General features: G+C 49.4%; 15 protein-coding genes. 9 read left to right on the plus strand and 6 right to left on the minus strand.

Features of this window, described 5'->3' with window-relative positions; genetic code table 11:
* Positions 1 to 84 precede the first annotated feature (84 nt).
* Both H065_RS0119350 and H065_RS0119355 read right to left on the minus strand, forming a co-directional pair.
* A complete protein-coding gene (locus H065_RS0119350) occupies positions 85 to 756 on the minus strand; it encodes an NAD(P)H-dependent oxidoreductase (RefSeq protein ID WP_017814738.1) in 672 nt (223 codons plus the stop codon).
* A 295-nt stretch (positions 757 to 1,051) separates the two neighbouring features.
* Positions 1,052 to 1,978, minus strand: coding sequence for a hypothetical protein (locus H065_RS0119355; protein WP_017814739.1), 927 nt, complete (start codon positions 1,976 to 1,978; stop codon positions 1,052 to 1,054).
* 287 nt (positions 1,979 to 2,265) lie between these two features.
* On the opposite strand from H065_RS0119355, the gene H065_RS0119360 reads away from it, so the two are divergent.
* From H065_RS0119360 to H065_RS0119370, 3 genes are all read left to right on the plus strand, one after another.
* Positions 2,266 to 3,069, plus strand: a complete 804-nt coding sequence (locus H065_RS0119360; RefSeq protein ID WP_017814740.1) for a VLRF1 family aeRF1-type release factor — start codon at positions 2,266 to 2,268, stop codon at positions 3,067 to 3,069.
* A gap of 193 nt (positions 3,070 to 3,262) precedes the next feature.
* A complete protein-coding gene (locus H065_RS0119365) occupies positions 3,263 to 3,682 on the plus strand; it encodes a hypothetical protein (RefSeq protein ID WP_017814741.1) in 420 nt (139 codons plus the stop codon).
* 28 nt (positions 3,683 to 3,710) lie between these two features.
* Positions 3,711 to 8,831, plus strand: a complete 5,121-nt coding sequence (locus H065_RS0119370; RefSeq protein ID WP_017814742.1) for a DUF4132 domain-containing protein — start codon at positions 3,711 to 3,713, stop codon at positions 8,829 to 8,831.
* A gap of 270 nt (positions 8,832 to 9,101) precedes the next feature.
* Here the strand turns inward: H065_RS0119370 and H065_RS0119375 are convergent, their stop codons facing one another.
* Both H065_RS0119375 and H065_RS0119380 read right to left on the minus strand, forming a co-directional pair.
* Complete coding sequence (locus H065_RS0119375) at positions 9,102 to 10,304, minus strand: ROK family protein (RefSeq protein WP_017814743.1); 1,203 nt, start codon at positions 10,302 to 10,304, stop codon at positions 9,102 to 9,104.
* Positions 10,305 to 10,407: 103 nt separating this feature from the next.
* The gene (locus H065_RS0119380) at positions 10,408 to 10,752 is read right to left on the minus strand and encodes a DUF3139 domain-containing protein (protein WP_017814744.1); all 345 of its coding nucleotides are present in this window, start codon (positions 10,750 to 10,752) and stop codon (positions 10,408 to 10,410) included.
* A gap of 252 nt (positions 10,753 to 11,004) precedes the next feature.
* On the opposite strand from H065_RS0119380, the gene H065_RS0119385 reads away from it, so the two are divergent.
* The gene (locus H065_RS0119385; protein ID WP_017814745.1) at positions 11,005 to 11,256 is read left to right on the plus strand and encodes a hypothetical protein; all 252 of its coding nucleotides are present in this window, start codon (positions 11,005 to 11,007) and stop codon (positions 11,254 to 11,256) included.
* A 299-nt stretch (positions 11,257 to 11,555) separates the two neighbouring features.
* Here H065_RS0119385 and H065_RS0119390 read toward each other — a convergent pair whose 3' ends face one another.
* A complete protein-coding gene (locus H065_RS0119390; protein WP_017814746.1) occupies positions 11,556 to 12,191 on the minus strand; it encodes an NAD(P)-dependent oxidoreductase in 636 nt (211 codons plus the stop codon).
* 449 nt (positions 12,192 to 12,640) lie between these two features.
* Between H065_RS0119390 and H065_RS0119395 the strand changes: the two genes are divergently transcribed.
* Together H065_RS0119395 and H065_RS0119400 are read left to right on the plus strand one after the other, a co-directional pair.
* On the plus strand, positions 12,641 to 13,516 hold the full coding sequence (locus H065_RS0119395) for an NAD(P)-dependent oxidoreductase (protein ID WP_017814747.1): 876 nt from the start codon (positions 12,641 to 12,643) through the stop codon (positions 13,514 to 13,516).
* A gap of 278 nt (positions 13,517 to 13,794) precedes the next feature.
* Positions 13,795 to 14,775 (plus strand): BtrH N-terminal domain-containing protein, encoded by a 981-nt coding sequence (locus H065_RS0119400; protein WP_017814748.1) that lies wholly within the window; start codon positions 13,795 to 13,797, stop codon positions 14,773 to 14,775.
* 87 nt (positions 14,776 to 14,862) lie between these two features.
* Here H065_RS0119400 and H065_RS0119405 read toward each other — a convergent pair whose 3' ends face one another.
* Positions 14,863 to 15,411: a guanylate kinase gene (locus H065_RS0119405; protein ID WP_017814749.1), complete on the minus strand. Its 549-nt coding sequence runs from the start codon at positions 15,409 to 15,411 to the stop codon at positions 14,863 to 14,865.
* Between the two features lie 371 nt (positions 15,412 to 15,782).
* Here H065_RS0119405 and H065_RS0119410 point away from each other — a divergent pair, with 371 nt between their 5' ends.
* The 3 genes from H065_RS0119410 to hisS all read left to right on the plus strand — a co-directional run bounded on the left by H065_RS0119410 (position 15,783) and on the right by hisS (position 19,039).
* On the plus strand, positions 15,783 to 16,532 hold the full coding sequence (locus H065_RS0119410; RefSeq protein ID WP_017814750.1) for an ABC transporter ATP-binding protein: 750 nt from the start codon (positions 15,783 to 15,785) through the stop codon (positions 16,530 to 16,532).
* A complete protein-coding gene (locus H065_RS0119415) occupies positions 16,529 to 17,287 on the plus strand; it encodes an ABC transporter permease (protein ID WP_017814751.1) in 759 nt (252 codons plus the stop codon). The genes H065_RS0119410 and H065_RS0119415 overlap by 4 nt, the downstream gene beginning before the upstream one ends.
* Positions 17,288 to 17,719: 432 nt before the next feature.
* Positions 17,720 to 19,039 (plus strand): histidine--tRNA ligase, encoded by a 1,320-nt coding sequence (hisS, locus tag H065_RS0119425; protein WP_017814753.1) that lies wholly within the window; start codon positions 17,720 to 17,722, stop codon positions 19,037 to 19,039.
* Positions 19,040 to 19,153: the final 114 nt, after the last annotated feature.

Raw genomic sequence — 19,153 nt, forward strand, 5'->3', positions numbered from 1 at the left:
TCCTTTACAAAGGGTACAGTTTAAAACGGATGTCCTCTTTTTTGTTATTCCACGGTTTTGGTATATGGCATGTCTGGAAATGGATTAGTTAATCCACTGCACAACCTGTTCTTTGGTTCTGCGTGCTTTTGGACGAAGACCCTTTTCTGTACGGTAACCAAAAGCAGCCATTACACTAACGCCGAATTCGCCGTTTTCCAGCAGACCTTCATCGCCCAGAATTTTCTCGACGGATTCCATATGGAATCCTTCGATCGGACAGGAATCGATACCGATCTCTGCTGCTGCGGTCATCATGTTACCCAGCGCGATATATGTCTGCTTGGATGCCCAGTCGAACAAAGCGCGTTCACTTTCCAGCAGGTTCAGATCTTTTTCCTGGAATTCTCTGTAGCGACCCAATGCCTGATTGAATACTTCTTCCGGCATTTGCTTCACTTCGACCATTTGCTCACGCAGATAAGCAGAGTCATAACGTACGTTTTTGCGGGCCAGGATTACAACAAAGTGACTCGCTGTTGGCAACTGTCCCTGTGCACCCCAGGTAACTGCACGAAGTTTTTCACGCAGTTCCATATTTTGAATGACCACAAATTTCCACGGTTCGGAACCTACGGAGCTTGGTGACAGACGTCCGGTCTCCAGAATAAATTCAAAATCATCTTCCGAGATCTTTTGTTCCGGGTCAAATGCCTTTGTCGCATGTCTGGACTCGTACGCTGCCAGAATTTCCTGTTTTCTTTGCTCTTTATTCATCTATTTCTTCCTCCTGAATTCGCAACTATTCATAACATACTTACTTTTAATAACAATAACTAGTATAGAGATATCTACTGATCCAGTCAACTATCATTTGTTATTTTCCCAATCGGTTTGCCGGGATATAGAGACGACAAACAGCATATTCGCATTGTTGGCAAATATGCTGCATTATCTTCCCTCTTGTCGGCATGACAGATATGTAGAGCTGCCGGCAGACAGGGACAGCTCTTTGGATATTTTTATTCCCTGTCTGATGGATCATAATATTGCTCATTATGGATGGAATCGATTACTTTTTGGAAGAAGCAGGCAGGATGATCGTATATTGTCCGGATTTGGGCAGAGCAAACTTCATGCCGTGCTTATATTTTTCGTTATAGGAAGTCAGTGCAGCCTGAACATAGCCTGCTGTACCATCCGGGTATTTGGCATATACTTTGAGCCGGTTCATCTGGGTAGAGCTCAGCGCCGCATTTTCCAAAGGGAGTGTGACCCATACCTGTCCGGAAGTATCCGCTGTCTCAATACCGAGCGGTGTACTCTGTGCGCCTGCCGGGCGTTCTGCTCCATGATCGGTATGCAGCTGCACATTAAGGTCTTCCTGGAGGGAAGATACCCGTGAAGGCGGAAGCTGCAGCTTGGCGTACAATGCCTGTACATCCATTCCCTGCTTGGAGGTGGACAGGATCTGAGCGGCACGCTGCGTCATACTAAAATACAGATCAGCGACTTCGGTTTTGTCCGCTTCCGGCATATGAAAAACTCCCATATTACCACCGTCTTTGCGCAGCATATCGGCAGTTAACGCCGCTTCTTTGGGCCCTATCGTCAGACGATCCTTCATCCAGGCAGACTCATTGGTCTCACGGGCTACTGTCAGACTGACCGGCAGCTTGCCTCCTGGTTGATTGCTCACCAATAAGCCGGTAACATACTCGATATTCGATGCAATCTCGGCCTCTGGCAGTTCATCGATGCTGATAGGGGGGCCTGTTGGAATACCAACCGATACATCATTCGTTCCAGCAGAAGTTGACTGCTGGGTAACCGTTACTGCCGGAGAGCTGGCCGCATGAGCGATATGATCAGAACCGGACGCTGGCCAGGCAGTCGGTGCCATCACACAGGTTACAACCAGAATACCCGCTCCAGCGATTTTCGCTGCGGGGGCATGAATGATCCGTCTTCTTTTTTGTTGTTCATGATGATCTTTCATGTCAGCATTCTCCTTATTGTGTCATCGAATAAAAAACACAAATTTATGAGCGAAAATATACTTGGTTATACAAGTATATAAGGAAAAGAGCATTGAGAAGTCTAATACAGCATAGCAGCGAACTTTTCTTATTTCCTATTACTAGGATAATTATATATTAATTAACGGATAAAAGGGAGGTTTGGATGATGTTTTTTTGAAATTATTGTAAAAAAATTGTAAAGGAAAGTTTGGAGGTCTGTCCATAAGGGTAAAGACAAAGGAACTCTCTTTGAGGAGGTACTGCAATGGGATTTATGGAAAATTGGAAAGCACTTCAGAAGTACTCTGCCCAATCGGCAGAACGTTTCCTGACGATCTATCTGAACACTGAGCCAACTGCCAACACCCAGCCGGAATGGAAAATACGCCTCAAGAACGGTTTCAAAAAGCTCGCCGAGTATACGCAAGCTGGAGAAGAACCAAGATACCTGGATATGCTGATGGAGCTTCAGGCCAAAGTCGAGGAAAAGGTGGAAAACAGCCGTACCGAGATGAAAAAAGGTCTGATCATCGTCGCCGATTCATCCGGAGGATTATTCTTCTGCGAAAAGATACAGACTGGCGTGCCCAATGCTTTTTATTTTGAGTCCGAGCCGCATCTGGAAGAATTGCAAGCCCTGATGTCACGCTGCCCGGCTGCCGGAATTGTGCAGTTGAGCAATGATACCGTAACCGTTCTGGACAGTCTGCTCTGTGAGATCAATGCGGAGTATTACTATGAATGGGATATGATCAATGATGAATTCCGGGAACGTCCAAGCACAAGTACCAGCGATCTGAAATCTGCATCCAACAAACAGCGCGAGAATTATTCGGAGCCGTGGGAGGTTATTCGCCCACGCTGGATCAAACGGTTAACTCCGATTATTGAACGCATGGCCCGTGAACATCAATGGGAAGAAATCATTCTCAGTGGTGAGAAGCAAATTGCTTCGCAGGTTAAGGAAGCACTAAACAGCAAAATTTCGGTGCATATCGTACCGAAGAATCTCAGCAATATGCCTTCGCAGAATGTACTGCAGGAAGCATACGCTGTGCTTCACAGCTGATCCTCTGCCATTATTTTTTTCATACTGAATACAACAGCCCTCCCCAAAATCGAAGCTGATTTTGCTGGAGGGCTTTTTTAGTGCTTTTATATTTCAGTCATCAAAAAGGAACATTTGTTCCCTTTTTCCTATTATGATATGCTTGGGTTATTGGTGTATCATAAAAGATATATTTCGATCGAGGAGGACAGCCATGCTGATTTATATCACGGTCAAAAGTCTGGGCCGCCGCAAAAACTGGCTTACCCGTCAGCCGCTTCAGCTTGCCGGTACGCCTGCAACGCTGCGGGAGCTTATCACCTGCATCGTCGAACAAAATGTACGGGAATTCAAGGAAAAACAGACTGACACTTCATTTATCCCCTATCTGACTGCCGAGGCAATCAAAGAGCAGGCCGAAGTAGGCAAAGTCGGTTTCCAGCTGATTCGTGATGAACGAATACCGGAAGAACAGCAGGCTGTAGAGACGGCACTACTGGCTTTTGAAGATGGATTATACAAAGTATTTCTGCGCGAGGAAGAAGTCACCGGGCTGGACGAACATATCGAGCTGGCTGAAGGAGATGAGGCTGCTTTTATCCGGCTGACCATGCTGGCAGGACGCGTGTGGTAATACCCATTATGGAAAGGAGAATGAAATAATGAAGGATATGAATGAACTATACAAGCAGCATCTCAGCCGGATCGAACGTCTCGCAGCCGGCGTACCGGAGCCATTACATGAACTTGCAGACAGCTGTGCGAAGCTGTGCGCCAGCAGATATATACATAATCAGCAGGAGGAGATTGCCCGGCTGATGCAGTGCCTGGAGCAGCTCGTCCAAGATGGCAACCCGGACTCCCTGTATGAACCACTGATAGGTATGGTAGCGACACTGGCAGATGAACGGACTGCCGGCATATTCCGGTATATTACCGCCCATGCGGTCGAATATCCTTACAGCACAGGATATAACCGTCGTCCCTACCGTACAAAGGATATCACACTACATAAGGAACGAATTCTCGACAAAATGGCTTCCCTGATATCAATGCATGGTTTTGGCTTTGACCTGATGACCATGCTGACCCAACGCAATTATGAACTATTGGGCGACTACCGGTTGAATCAGGAAGCACTGTCCGATCTGATTGCCTATGAGCTGGATCAGGATAATGCACAGGTGATGCAGGCATTGCACGATATCATTTATGGAGATAATCAGGCAGCACTGCTCTCTTACGACATCATTCTGGGCATACTGATGTCGCACCGTACCGAAGCTTACCGGATGATCAGCGAGCTATTGGTAGCTGCCCGGCTGCAGGAAGGTCTGCGCCAGTCGATCACCGAGACACTGGATCAGGGGACCCTTGAAGCTTCCATCATGCTGATAGATACTATTCTGCAGCATGATCTGATCCGCTACAGTGCTATCGTCAGAGCCCTTGGTACATGGATAGGCATGCCGCTTGAATCGGCGAATACACGGGTTACGGGACAGTTGATCCGTCAGACGTATGAAGCGCTGACGGACAGCTCGCTTCGCCATGAATGGCTGACCGACGAGAATGCCAACAAAGTATATATCAGCCTGTGGGCGACTGCGGTCCATGAAGAACAGGAACTGTATGACCGGATTCAGTATCTGATGGATACCGGTGTCCGCTACCAGAAGATCGTTGCTCTGTATGTGCTCAGCAACAGCCAGAACAAGGAACTGCGCCTGCGTATGGCCCGTCCTCATCTACAGGAACAGGATGGAGAGCTGCTGTACTGGGTATTGGACAACTATGCTTATGAATGCGAATATACCTGGGATTTTGTCAGCAGCGTCACTGAATCGGAGCGTGTACTGCGGGTTCCCCAGACTTCTTTGCTGGAAGAAAAAGCAGACAGGGTGCAGGATTTCAACCGGATCAGGGATATTTATCTCGGACTGTCCGAGCGTGATATCAGCTTCTCCTCCAGCGTTCTCGATGGTATCACGATTCAGTATTCATCCGACCGGCTGATCCATAAGCTGATCTATCTGGCTGCATATGACATGGATGCACAGCTGATCGGCGAGATTCTGCAGCTCAAGGATCGGATGAGCGCAGATCTGCGCGGCACTCTGCTTCAATATGTGATCAAGGATAGTAATGATCCTGAGCAGCGCCAATTTATTTTTGCATCCCTGACCGACAAGAGTATGTCCAACCGGGAAACTGCACTGAAACTGGCCAAAACTTTTGTATTAACCGATGCGGAACTCCGATTGATCGAAGATCTGCTCAAGCTAAAAACCGGCTCACTGCGTCAGAGTGCAATTCAGCTGCTGCTGCGCCAGCCTGGAGAATTGCTTGAGCCTGTTGTTGCGAGACTGCTGGGCAGCAAAAGTGAATTGCAGCGGCTGGCTGCACTGGAAACGATCACAGAGCTGCAAAGCCAGCCCGAACGTCAGGATCAGTATGAACGGCTGACCGTAATGGCCGAATCACTTACCCATCCGACTGCCAAGGAGAAGACACTGCTGGCGAAGCTGGGACAGGCAGCCGAATATACGACAGCCAATGGCTACGGGTTATGCGATCCGAATCTGGTCGAAGAATGGCTGCAGATACCGCCGAGCACAGCTACTTTTGATATGAAGACACAGGTGTTCACACTGGGATCCGAGCCAATCAGATCATTCCTTCAAGGATTGAATGACCTGATTCATGAGCACCGCGAGCATGAATATGAGGTCGAATACTACAATAATTACAAAGAAACCCTGCTGATCGGCAACAAGCTTCAGCCGCTCTCTTACAACAATTGGGTAGCCGATGATGAAGATACTTCCAAAGTACTGGAACGCTATCCGCTGACCGCGCTGTGGCAGCAGTATCTGGAGCAGAGCGGTATGGACAATCTGGCTGTCATGCAGATCGCTTTGTATACACAACCGGAACGCCTGGATCAGAGTCTGCAGCAGCTGTACCGTTATTTCTCCCATGCCATGGAGTACAACCAGCTGGACAAGCATCAGCTGCTGGAAGGCTGGCGCGGAGAGTTTATCCGTTCCCTTTATCCGGTAGAGCAAATGATCGAGATCCGAGACTGGTATGATCGTCTGCCCTACCAACAGCAGATCGACAACCTGCTGGTCGCTTATCTGGAAGACAGCCGCAAAGAAGAAGTATTCGATATGGCTCACCTGGCGCTAAACTATCTGATGCAAAACTTCCCGGCGGATCATCTGGAGCCGGATGGCGGCACGCTGGTACTGCTGGCCGATCCATGGATCAATCTGCTGCGCAGCCGGTCATATAACGAAGATTCCGCACGTCGTCGCTTCCATACGCTGTATAATTTTCTGCCGCTGGATATTCATTCGATATCCTATACTCATTTGGCACCGGAAGATTACGCCCGAATGTATGATATGAACATTATCCAGGATAATGAACTGTACAAGCAGATGCTGATTGGCTATCAAGCCCGTGACTTTATGCGGCTGATCACCAGTCCTACCAGCCAGTATAATCTGGTGAATCGCTTCCCGAGTATTCGTCCGCTCGCGGAACAGGCGATTGCACGTATTCTGGATATTGAAATGCAGCGCGGAGAACTGCCAACCGAGGTTACCCCTCTGACTATGTCGATCCAGCGTATCGATGGAATGAAGTATTTCCTGTCTATTTTGTCGAATCTGCAAAAAGAAACCTTTATCCGGGGCTATATATACAGCTATGGTAATTCCACCAAGAAAGAGACATTCAGCCATCTGCTGAAAAATAACTACCCGCTCGAAGGCGAGAATGAACAGACGCTGGACGACATGCTGAAGACTTATCCGATCAGTGACAAGCGGCTGCTGGAAGCGGCAATGTATGCCCCACAATGGATCGAGATTATCGCTGCCCATTTGAACTGGCAGGGACTGCGCAGTGCAGCCTGGTACTTCCACGCGCATATCAATGAGACATTCTCTGCCGAAAAGGAAACGATCGTCGCCCACTATTCGCCGATCACTCCACAGGAGTTCAATGATGGCGCATTCGATCTGAACTGGTTCCAACGGGCTTATCATGAGCTGGGAGCAGAGCGTTTCAAGCTGTTGTATGATGCAGCCAAATATATCTCGGCAGGCTCAAACCACAGACGAAGCCAGCTGTTCGCCGATGCTGTACTCGGCAAACTCAACTTGGAGCAGACCCGTCAGAACGTCGCAGCCAAGCGCAACAAAGATCAGCTGCTATCCTATACGCTAATCCCACTATCAACAGAGCAGCGGGAACAGGATATCCGCGGACGCTATGAATTCGTCCAGCAGTTCCTCAAGGAAAGTAAAAGCTTCGGTGCCCAGCGTCGTACCAGTGAAGCGGCTGCTTCTACGATTGCTCTCGATAATCTGGCACGTAATGCCGGTTACGCAGACGTCACCCGCCTGACCTGGGATATGGAAGCACGCAAGGTGGATGAACTGCTCGTTTATTTTGAACCACATGAGATTGAGGACGAACTGTATGTTCAGCTGGAGATTGATACAGAAGGCAAAACCAGCCTGACAGCGGTCAAAAGCGGCAAGCCGCTCAAGTCCGTCCCTTCCCGCCTGAACAAAAATGAATATATCGTCCGGCTCAAAGAACTGAAGACCGAGCTGACCAATCAATACCGGCGTGCACGCAGCGAGCTGGAACGCTCCATGGTGAATCAAACGTCATTCACCGCAGCAGAGCTGAGCCGGCTTCAGCAGAATCCGGTGCTATCGCCGCTGTTCCGTTCTCTTGTCTTCCGCAGTGGTAAGCATCTGGGCTATATCAACCAAGAAGCCTCCTCGCTGCTTCAACCACAAGCAGCCGGAGCAAGTTCTGCCGAATCCAGTGCCAGCAGCAATCCGAATACGACTGATGCCGGCACTGCTCCAGCCGCAATGACCGATTATATCCAGCATCCGCTGATGCCGGAGGATGAAGTGTTTATCGCTCATCCGCTTCATCTATACGAGAGCGGACAGTGGTCTTTGTTCCAACGTGATCTGATCGAGCACCAGTTCTATGCCGAGCAGCGCGAACGAATGGATCAGCGCAGTCGGGAGCCTTTCAAACAGGTATTCCGGGAGCTGTATGTGCTCAATGAGGATGAAAAATCCAATGGCATCGTATCCCGGCGCTATGCCGGACATCAGGTGCAGCCGAACAAAACAGTAGCTCTGCTGCGTGGACGCGGCTGGACAGTCAGCTATGAAGAAGGACTGCAAAAGGTCGATTACCGGAATAATCTGATCGCCAGCGTCTATGCAATGGCAGACTGGTTCTCTCCAGCAGATACCGAAGCTCCAACACTGGAGACGGTACAGTTCCACGACCGGACGACCTACAAACCAGTACCTCTCGAACAGGTTCCAACTGTACTGTTCTCCGAGGTCATGCGGGATATGGATCTGGCGGTGAGTGTCGCCCATGTCGGCGGTGTTGATCCGGAAGCCAGCCTGTCCACCATAGAGATGCGCCGGGCTATTGTGGAAGAGTCGCTTCGACTGATGAAGATTAACAATGTCCAAATCGACAAGAATCATGCGCTTATTGAAGGCAGTCTTGGCACATACAGTGTCCATCTCGGCAGCGCCATCGTATACAAGCAGGCTGCAGGTGCACTGAATATACTGCCTGTACATTCCCAGCACCGCGGACGAATCTTCCTGCCGTTTATGGATGAAGATCCACGTACAGCGGAGATTCTTTCCAAAATCGTCATGCTGGCACAGGATACCAAAATCAAGGACCCAATGATCCTGAACCAGCTGAAGCAATGATTGTTGCTGGTAGGCTCGGCTTGCGTGTGTATGAATCTTCTTCTCTTTAGAAATAGATTCGTATATATCTATGTATCTCTAAGCCAAATTAGATAGTATTTCTCAATTCCAACCATAATAGCCCGAGTGTCATTCTTTGAATATATCAGAGAATGGCACTCGGGCTATTTACATTAGGCTCATTTTCAAGTTCACTTTTCTTCGCTAAATAGGACAATTCTACGCTAGATCAGACAAGGAGCGGATGATGCTCTATTTTCCTGACAACGGTCAAATATCCATCTCATTCCATACCATCACCGCAGCACCGGTCGAGACCGCTGTCTCCTGCAGAATCCCGCGCGAGAACTCCGGCTGGTAGCTGTCTGAATAATAAATATTCTGCTCGGCTACCGCTATCGCTGTATTGTAAAAAAGATCATTGGCGCTGATCATCACGCCGCCCAGAATAATATGCTCGGGATGCAGCACATTGATCAGGTTGGCAAGCCCGATGCCCATATAGGCAGCAGACTGTGCGAAAATCTCGCGTACATACTCATTGCCCGAATCCAGCGCCTGAACGATCGTGGTAAAGTTGATTGCCTCCGGCTTCAGCGCCAGACTTCCTCCCGTCCACTGCTCACGGCTCATTTTGCTGCGCGCACGTACCTGCTGCTCAACCGCCTGCACCGAAGCAAAAGCTTCCAGTGCCCCGTAGTTGCCGCTGCCATGCAGACGCGGACCGTCTGTCTGGATAATCATCTGCCCGATCGAACCTTCCATATCTACTGCACCATGCACAATCCGGCCATTGGACATCATCGCCGAGCGCAGTCCCGTCCCTATATGTACATACAGCATATGCCGGATATTCTCACTGCGTACCATCCAGTGTTCACCGATCAGCGCTGTATTTGCTCCATTTTCCAGAATCACGGGCAGACCGGTTGCCTCCTCCAGCCAGCTGCGCAGCGGCACATCGTTCCAGCCCGGCGCGGCAAAATAGAGCGGATTCAGGATTCGTCCCTGCTCCCGACTGAGTGGTCCTACAGCTCCCACGCCCATACCTATAACCTGTTCCCGGTCCAGCTGATGGCGGAGCAGCAGTTCATGCGTCTGCCGTCCCACATGTTCAACCAGCCGCTGCGGAGTCATCTGCTCATCCATATTCCAGCGCAGCAACTCCAGCGGCTTCATCTCCATATCGTACAGACCCAGCACCGAATAGATCCGCGAAATATCCAGTCCCAGAATATACCGTGCACCGGCATTGATTTGATACAAAATCGGCCGCCGACCGCCTGTAGACTGCCCAAAGCCGGATTCCATAATCCAGCCTTCACGCGTCATCTCGTCCAGCAGACGGGTCAGACTGCTGCTTGTCAGCCGAAAATGCTCCATAATATCCGCTTTGGCAATATCCCGCCGGGAAGCGATCAGATCATATACCGCTTTTTTAACAGAGGGTATCCCTTTGATGTGCTTTACCATATCATTTCACCATTCCCTATAATTCTGATCGGAATTGTTTTTCAATCATTATATATGGTTTTTTGTGGGAATGCTATGTATTTGTGAAAAATTTACAGCTTGTTTATTTTTCCAGATGTTGGAGCGGTGGACTGGCTGCGGGACGAGGATTCTCGGCTCCTGTCGGCCATACATCCGCTTGCATCACCGGACGATGCGCATAGTAAATATACGTAGCGTAAGGTTCATCCGCAAATATGACTTTGACATAAAAAGGCGGCAGTTTTTTACCCCAGACTCCTTTTACAGAAGCGATCTCCGCCTCACTATAATGCTTTTGTTCAATCAGATACTCCTTGACCCGCTGTGCGTAGACCAGTTTATTTACCTGTATGTAGAGTATAGGAAGCAGTACGATTAGTACGATCACGATTATCGCGATCCTGTTTTTTATTTTTGGTTTGTTCATGCTTTCCTCCCTGTTCAATTCGCTTGAAGATCGTTCACAATAACGGGATCCGTAGACGCAAAATGCAGACTGTATCGGTATGGGCAATGCTATAGGACAACAGTACTTTTATATTACCATCAAATGGTAATCATAATACATTTTGGAGCCTATCCACGGCCATACCATTTCCGTTCATGCAGGGTCAGTAACTGTCTGCCGGTTTGCATCAGGAAACCATGTTCGATAGACTGGGAATAAAGGAGGGTCTGTATGCACTGGACTATTTTTATGATTGGACAGCTTGCTTATGTAGCACTGGCACCCCTGTTTCCACCGGAAAAACGCAAATATGACTACATATATCTGGTGATGAATCTGGCTTTTCTTATGGTCGTCATATGGCGCAGTGATAGCCATCCCCTGCTGCCGGACAGCATAATCTGGTGGCTCACGTTCTGCATTTATGCTCCGGTGCTGGTAACGTTCACCAAAAGAAACGCAGAAAAAAGAAAGATTGGCTGATATGCCTTAGTTCTCGTTCGTTTCCCCTTGCTCATCTATGTCTATGTCTTAAAGGTAAAACTCCTATAGCCTATTGATTTGTTATTTGTAACAATTGGTCCACATCATCAAAAGCCCTGCCTAGCGTCAGAGTCATCCTCATGATCGCCAAGCAGGGCTTTTTAGTTTGTCATTTTACAATTCGGCAAAACAGCGAGATCGAAGCATACTGGATTTAGCTGCAACACTCATCAGAATAGATGCGCACTGGGGACAGCCGCTTAATACTCAGCCGAATTTTTGCCGACTCGTCCGAGTCATTACTTCGCTTCGGTTACCACGCTAATCCGCTCGTTCACATGAGCAGCTTTTTCCGCTTCGTCCACGATAGCAATTGCATAGTCTGCATAGCTGGAGTAGCTGTTGCCTTCGCTGTTCACTGTCAGCTGCTCACCTGCCAGTTTGTACGTGCCGGTACGTGGGCCTGCAGGGTCAAAGAATGCACCTGGGCTGACAAATGTCCATTTGATGCCGGACGATTGTTTGAGGTCTTCCAGGTTTTTGCCCTGGTTGGTTGCTGTTGGTTTGTAAGCATCCGGGAAGTCCGGTGTGTCTACGAGGCGAGTTGTATGCGCATCATCTACATACAGACTGCCCGCGCCGCCAACAACGATCAGACGGGTATTGGATGCACCTTTCAATATATCGATCAGATGACGACCTACGACTACATGCTGCTCGGCATCCGGTGTACCAAATGCATTCACCAGTACTTCGAAGTCCTGTACATCTGCTGTCGTCAGATCCGTCACTTCTTTTTCTACCACATTCAGTTTGTCATTTTGCACTTTGCCTGCGCTGCGTACAAATGCGGTAACTTCATGACCTCTGCTCAATGCTTCCTCGGCGATACGTGATCCTGCTTTGCCTGTTGCTCCGATAACTGCGATTTTCATGGTTAATTCCTCCCTGGATTTGGATTATTTTATATTTTAGTATGAATTACATTAAGAATGGCTTACATGTAACAATTATAGTTACATGTTTTTGCAAAGTCAACTTCTTCTTCCTGTTCATTCCATAGATCGTTGTCAGCCGAAGGATAGAGAGGCTTGGACTCTCTTCACGATGACTGCTTAATCTCCGGATAAACGGTATAAAACACAGAAGCAATCGGACTGCTCGCTTATACAACGTATAGGGAAATCCGTTATGATACAATCAAGCAGGGATAAGCATGCTTCTGTAGTTTATTACACACTGCAGAGGTCGGCTCAACCTATTTCGGGTAAATAAAAGAAGCTTTCGGATGATGCATCTGTTAGTGGAAGCAGCGAGGCATTCTCCGTAATGCTTCACGAGATGCAGTTCATCTTACTTTATACAGTCAAAGGAGTGCGTTCAAATGAAAAATCTCGCATGGATCGGCACAGGACATATGGGTCTGCCGATGGCCCGCAATCTGTTAAAGGCGGGATACCCCGTTCATGTCTATAATCGCACAGCCGACAAGGCTGCTCCGCTGCAGCAGGATGGTGCCGTGCTGCATTCTACTCCAGGAGAGGCAGCTGCTGAGGCAGAAGTTGTCTTTATTATGCTGACTAAGGGAGATGCGGTCGCCGAGGTGCTGAATGGCGAGCAAGGCATTCTCGCCCAGACTCGTCCTGGCACACTGATTATCAATATGAGTACAATCAGCCCAGGAGAAGCTCGGGAGCTAGCACAACAGACGCAGGAGGCGGGGGCAGTCTATGTGGATGCGCCAGTATCCGGATCGGTCGCTCCTGCGCAGCAGGGACAGCTCGTGATTCTGGCGGGCGGAAGCGCAGAGGCTATACAGGATGCGCAGCCGTATTTTGATATTCTCGGCAAGCATACGATTCACTTTGGCGAGGTTGGTGCAGGCAGCTCGGCCAAGCTGTCGATTAATCTGATGCTGGGTATTACGATGCAGGGAATCAGCGAAGCGCTCGTCATCGGTGAGCAGGCTGGATTGAAGCGTGAACAGCTGATCGAAATGATCGGCCAGTCTGCTGTAGCCACTCCAATGCTCAATGCCAAAAAAGACATGCTGATGAACGAAGATTTCCCTGCCGCATTCATGATCAGCCTGCTGTCCAAAGACCTCGGTCTGCTCATGGACGAAGCGCGCCGCGACGGAATTGATCTGCCGCTCGCCGCTGCTGCCGACCGTACATTTGCCGAAGCCCGACAAAACGGCAAAGCCGATATGGATATGGCTGCGATCTGGCTGGAACTGCAGGAACGCAGCCGGAAATAAACAGTACAACGTATATTCTTTACAGGAACAAAATGCATAATCCATGCCAAACAGCAGTGTCACATTAAGTGCACTGCTGTTTGTGGTATTCAGGTAATCCGACCCGTTCGCAAATTTCAATTAAAAGCGATGCTTTGATGGGGAACCCGTATGACTGTTATGATTTCAGAACATTTTCCTCAAAACACTGACATACTGTTGTCAGCGAAGATGGCCTATAATGCAGGTAATTCATGCCGAGGTAATGGCGCTATCCGATTAAAGGAGGAATGCAAGTTATGGAAAAAGTAATTGCAGAGTTCACTCCTTATTTAGGTCAACATTGCGAGACAACGGCTATCGGCAATCTGCTGCAGCATGCCGGAGTTCATCTGTCCGAGCCTATGCTGTTTGGGCTCGGTCAAGGTCTGGGATTCATATACTGGGACTCGAAAGCGATGGATTTCCCCTTTATCGGAGGAAGGGTAAAACCGGATGTACTCACTACCAATCTTGCTGCCTGTCTGAATTTAAATATTAACATTCAAGAAACCTCGTCTGTCGACAAGGCGTGGCAGAATGTACAACGTTATATTGAACAAGGGACTCCGGTCGGGCTGAAATTAGACTCTTACTACCTGGATTATTTTACGAATAACGTTCATTTTGCCGGGCATTATGCAGTGCTCTATGGATTCGATGACGAATATGCCTATATGGCAGATACCGAGCAACAGGGAGCACATGCACAGACACGCTTGACCGGTTTGGCCATGGCCCGAAATGCCAAAGGATTTATGAGCTCCCGCAATCGTTCTTTTACCCTTGATCCTGTCAGTAAGCTTCCTCCGCTCGCGCCTGTTCTACGCAAATCCTTAACCCAAAATGCACAGGACTATCTGAACCCGCCTATTCGCAATATTGGCAATAAGGGGATCGTCAAAATGAGCAGTGAAATCCTGAACTGGTTTGCCCGCAGCAGCAATATCGAACAGGATCTGTGTCTGACTGCCTTGTTAATGGAGCGGGCAGGAACCGGTGGTGCTTTGTTCCGCAACTTGTACCGGGACTTTTTAAGAGAGTGCATCGATCTTCTGGCAGAACCCCACATCGAACTGGCGTACCATTTATTTGCTGATATTGCTCCGCTATGGGTCAGTGTCTCTGCAGCGATCGACCGGGCAGGCCGCACGGGAGATGATCAGGAGCTGTTACGAGCGTCACAACTATTACTGGAGATTGCGGATAAAGAACGAACTGCCATGGAGTTACTGCTGTAAAACAATTCATTGGAAAGTGGTCAGGAGAATCCTGCGAGACCGCCCACGATTACCTATTACGTACCCTGTTCAAGTAAAAGAGCTGGCTTAAATTCCACCCAGTCCTGCACGTAAACAGTCAATAATCGCTTCTGCCGTATGCAGCTGTCCGTCGTCATTACGGATAATCAGATCGCACTGGGACAGCGCAGCCATCTCCTCATCAAAAGAAGCCATACGAAGCTCCTGTTCCTCCATACTCACATTGCGTTCCGCCAGTCTCCGCTCCAGCTGCTCACGACTGGCAGAGATGCCGATCAGCAGTGCGCGCTCTCCGAGCAGCTGCTTGACCAGCTTGGCGCCCTGCGCTTCCATAACGCTAGAACGGGCCTGTCCCTGCTCACCTGCCTGCTCCAGCGATTGCAGCGATGTCCCGTACAGATTGCCCCGGTATTCATTGATCTCCAGCATCTGTCCCTGCTGATGCATCCGCTCCATCTGCTCGCGGGTCGTAAAATGATACTCTCGTCCATCCTGCTCTCCCGGTCTTGGCTCACGTGAAGTCCAGGTCACAATACGAGGCAGTCCGAGACGCGCTTGCAGCGTACTTTTCCCCGAAGCGCTTGGTCCCTGAAAAATAACAATCGAAAATGACATTCAATCTCCTCCTGAATGATAGGTCTGTATCTGAAGTATAAGTCTGTATATTATATAGTATGATGAGACCGTTCGTTGATTCATTTTGTAGATGATTCGTCCTGCAACCAGATCTATAGCATACATAGCACTGCTGTGGTCTTGAATTTTCTTTGTCTTAATTCTGGCTGTACTTTATAGCGAGCAGTGATAGCTTCCCTGCTGATCCGGTGCATGATAAGTTTAATAAGCGATAGCCGGCAGTATGACTATCCAATCTTCTGTATCCATTTGCAAGCGATCGGGCTGCTGCTTGATTGGATAGCCTGATGCTATGCGACTTTGTTGATCATTCCGATTTTTATTTATGAATCCAGAAAGGTGTATCTCCCATGAATTCCGTGATTTCTTCGGCTGCAGCCGTGCAATTCCAGAACGTCAGCAAGAATTTTCCTGGCCCGGAAGGTGCATCTGTTCCAGTACTTCGTCAGATCAGCGGCCAGATCGCCAGCGGCTCGATTACAGCGCTGATTGGTCCTTCCGGTTCCGGCAAAAGTACTCTGCTCTCTCTGTGCAATCTACTGATCACTCCCGATGAAGGCAGCATCCATATCCAGGGCAAAGACATACATAGCTGGGCCATTACTGAACTGCGGCGCCGGGTCGGCATGGTGTTCCAAGACTCGCCCATGCTGCCAGGAACTGTAGAGGATAATCTGCGGACTGCCCAGCGGCTGCACGGTACAGATATCGGCAGTCCAGCAGAGTGGCTGGAAAAGGCGGAACTGTCAGCCACCCTGCTCTCGCGTCCGGCACAGGAACTGTCCGGCGGTCAGAAGCAGCGGATTGCTCTGCTTCGCACACTGGCAGGACGCCCGGATATCGTTCTGCTAGACGAGATTACGTCTGCGCTCGATCCCTCTTCGGTTCGGGTCATCGAACAACTGCTGCTGGAGCTGAACCGTCAGCAAGGCACGACCCTGATCTGGGTCACTCATCAGATGGAGCAGGCCCGGCGGATCGGGCAGCATATCTGGTTCCTTCAGGATGGTCAGCTGTTGGAAGCGGGCGATGCGTCCGCCTTTTTCGAACATCCGCAGACAGAGGAAGCGCAGCATTTTATACAGGGGGAATCGTCATGAGCATACTCGCACTAAGTCTGTCCCTCTGCTTTGTATTGCTGGCGGTTGTGCTGTCCCGCTCCTTTAAGCTAGGACTGGAAAAGGACGTGCTGATCGCCATGATCCGCGCAGCGGTACAGCTGCTGATTATCGGTTATGTACTGAATGCCATTTTCGGTCTGGAGAATCTATGGGTGGTCGGTCTGTTCGTCCTGCTCATGATAACGGTCGCAGCCCTCAATGTATCCAAAAAAGGCAAAAACATTCCACAGATCACCCTGAAAATCTTTGCTACTCTGGTCGTCGTCGAGATTATCACGCAGGCGATTATGCTGGGGCTCGGGATTATTCCGGCTCATGCCCGCTATATTATCCCGATCAGCGGCATGATTATCGGCAACTCTATGGTACTGAGCAGCCTCCTCGTCACCCGGCTCAAGTCCGAAGTCCAGCTGCGCCAGCGCGAGATTATTGTCGTGCTGTCCATGGGCGGTACACCGAGACAAGCGATTCTGCCAGTACTCAAAAGCGCTGTCCGTTCCAGTATGATCCCGACGATCGACGGACAGAAGACAATCGGGCTTGTCCAGCTGCCCGGCATGATGACCGGCCAGATTATCGCCGGCGCTGATCCGATCACGGCAGTGAGATTCCAGCTGCTGATCGTCTTCACCCTGATGACGTCGGCGATTATCACGAGTATTCTGCTGGGGCTATTGATTGCGCCGAGTTTGTTTAACAATCAGCAGCAGCTTTTATTGAAGCCGCTGGAGTAAATAGACTACTCGGCCATTCGGTCCTTTAAGACGATAAAACAGTCATTGTTCTATCGTAGAAACAGCTTGTATTTTGGTATGAATCACAGCTTTTTCCAAAATAGCAGTTGCAAATTACTGTCAGCAGGCATATAATCACTACTAATTTACACTACAAATGAGAGATCAGGAGGGATCATGATGAACAATACCAATTTCATTGCGCTGGATAATAATTTCATCATGACAAGCCCATTCACTGATCTGCCGATAAATCTGCATCATCATCACAGGCGTTAGCCTCTCTGTATGAATTAACTACAGGGTGGCTAGCGCTTTTCGCGTTGGCCTCCCTGCGGGATATCGAGCGCGCAGGACCATGGGGTCCTGCGCGTTTTTTGTGTTCTGGAGCGATTTACCGGCGACACCAATCACAGAGGAGAGTTGATTTATATGCAAAATGTCAAAGGAACCCACGACTTTATCGGAGAAGAACAGCGGCTGCGCCGATCTATCCGCAATCTACTGGAACGGCAGTTTGAACTGTATAACTACGAGGAAGCCGATACGACTATCCTGAACGAAATGGGCTGGCTAATCTCGAAATACGGAGGCGGCGAAGAGATCGTCAAAGAGATGTACCAGCTCAGCGACCAGCGGCAGCGTGCACTCGGACTGCGTTACGATCTGACCATGCCGCTGGCCAAGCTGATGGCACTGAATCCGGGAATTCGGCTGCCCTACCGCCGCTTTGAAATGGGCAAGGTCTTTCGCGATGGACCAACCAAGCGTGGACGACTGCGCGAATTCTGGCAATGCGATGCGGATATTATTGGTCTGGCTGGACCGGAAGCGGAGCTGGAACTGTTCCAGCTCGCTTTGCAGACTTTTGCACAATTGGAGATTCCGGTCGTTCTGAAATGGAACAATCGCCGCTTCCTGAGTGAGGTGCTTGGCGCACTTGGCGTTCCATCCGGCATGCTCTCTTCTGTCATGCTGACGCTGGACAAGCTCGCCAAGATTTCCATAGATGAAGTCGCCGTAGAACTGCAGGACAAGCTGCTGCCTGCGCCCGCCATTACTGCCCTGCTGGAGCTGATCGGCAGACCATCTGAGCTGCTGGAGATGAATAGTATCGCACGGATGTATAATCTGACGGAAGCGCCGGGTTATCTGGAAGTGCAGCAGCTTCAACAGCTGCTTGATCAACTGCCATTTCTCGGGCAGCAGTGCGAATTCGATCTATTTCTGTCGCGCGGATTATCCTTTTACACCGGCACGGTATATGAGCTGTTCGATGTCACCGGTTCTTTCCCTTCCAGTCTGGGCAGCGGCGGACGTTATGACGGCATGATCGACAAACTGACCGATCGGGAAGAATTGGAGCTGCCTGCAATCGGATTATCATTTGGTCTGGAATCGATTATGGCTCTCTACCGTGAACGGACAGAACCAGCAGGAGTAGGAGAAGTCTCCACTTCTCGCAGACCGGCTCCTGTCGTTATTGTGCCGATAGGAGATACACTGCCGGATGTGATGAATACGGCTCTCCAGCTACGCGCTGCAGGCATTCCTGTACAGACCGAGCCAGGCGGACGCAAGCTGGGCAAACTGCTGAACAGTCTGTATGCCCGGAACATACGCTATGTCATTCTGCTGGGCGAAGACGAGGTAAAGGCACAGATCGTCACTCTGAAAGATCTGGAACAAAGACAGGAATTCACGCTTGCTCTCGATAAAGCGGTGCATAACCTTACTCAGCTTTATCTGTAAAAAGGACGATTGTTCTTCCATACAAAGTCATACTATAGAAAATGATGCTATAGCAGATGTATCTATAGGAAGTCATTTTACAGAAAGTCGTCTTGCTGAAAGCAATCATGCAAA

The sequence above is a fragment of the Paenibacillus shenyangensis genome, from assembly GCF_000346635.1.
Lineage (GTDB): Bacteria > Bacillota > Bacilli > Paenibacillales > Paenibacillaceae > Saccharibacillus > Saccharibacillus dauci.

Bases quoted from the DNA above. Each gene is read 5' to 3' on its own strand.
- H065_RS0119375 (WP_017814743.1), bottom strand. From the start codon at position 10,304: ATGGTAAAGCACATCAAAGGGATACCCTCTGTTAAAAAAGCGGTATAT.
- H065_RS0119370 (WP_017814742.1), top strand. From the start codon at position 3,711: ATGAAGGATATGAATGAACTATACAAGCAGCATCTCAGCCGGATCGAA.
- H065_RS0119385 (WP_017814745.1), top strand. From the start codon at position 11,005: ATGCACTGGACTATTTTTATGATTGGACAGCTTGCTTATGTAGCACTG.
- H065_RS0119405 (WP_017814749.1), bottom strand. From the start codon at position 15,411: ATGTCATTTTCGATTGTTATTTTTCAGGGACCAAGCGCTTCGGGGAAA.
- H065_RS0119350 (WP_017814738.1), bottom strand. From the start codon at position 756: ATGAATAAAGAGCAAAGAAAACAGGAAATTCTGGCAGCGTACGAGTCC.
- H065_RS0119390 (WP_017814746.1), bottom strand. From the start codon at position 12,191: ATGAAAATCGCAGTTATCGGAGCAACAGGCAAAGCAGGATCACGTATC.
- H065_RS0119410 (WP_017814750.1), top strand. From the start codon at position 15,783: ATGAATTCCGTGATTTCTTCGGCTGCAGCCGTGCAATTCCAGAACGTC.
- H065_RS0119395 (WP_017814747.1), top strand. From the start codon at position 12,641: ATGAAAAATCTCGCATGGATCGGCACAGGACATATGGGTCTGCCGATG.
- H065_RS0119380 (WP_017814744.1), bottom strand. From the start codon at position 10,752: ATGAACAAACCAAAAATAAAAAACAGGATCGCGATAATCGTGATCGTA.
- hisS (WP_017814753.1), top strand. From the start codon at position 17,720: ATGCAAAATGTCAAAGGAACCCACGACTTTATCGGAGAAGAACAGCGG.
- H065_RS0119365 (WP_017814741.1), top strand. From the start codon at position 3,263: ATGCTGATTTATATCACGGTCAAAAGTCTGGGCCGCCGCAAAAACTGG.
- H065_RS0119400 (WP_017814748.1), top strand. From the start codon at position 13,795: ATGGAAAAAGTAATTGCAGAGTTCACTCCTTATTTAGGTCAACATTGC.
- H065_RS0119415 (WP_017814751.1), top strand. From the start codon at position 16,529: ATGAGCATACTCGCACTAAGTCTGTCCCTCTGCTTTGTATTGCTGGCG.
- H065_RS0119355 (WP_017814739.1), bottom strand. From the start codon at position 1,978: ATGAAAGATCATCATGAACAACAAAAAAGAAGACGGATCATTCATGCC.
- H065_RS0119360 (WP_017814740.1), top strand. From the start codon at position 2,266: ATGGGATTTATGGAAAATTGGAAAGCACTTCAGAAGTACTCTGCCCAA.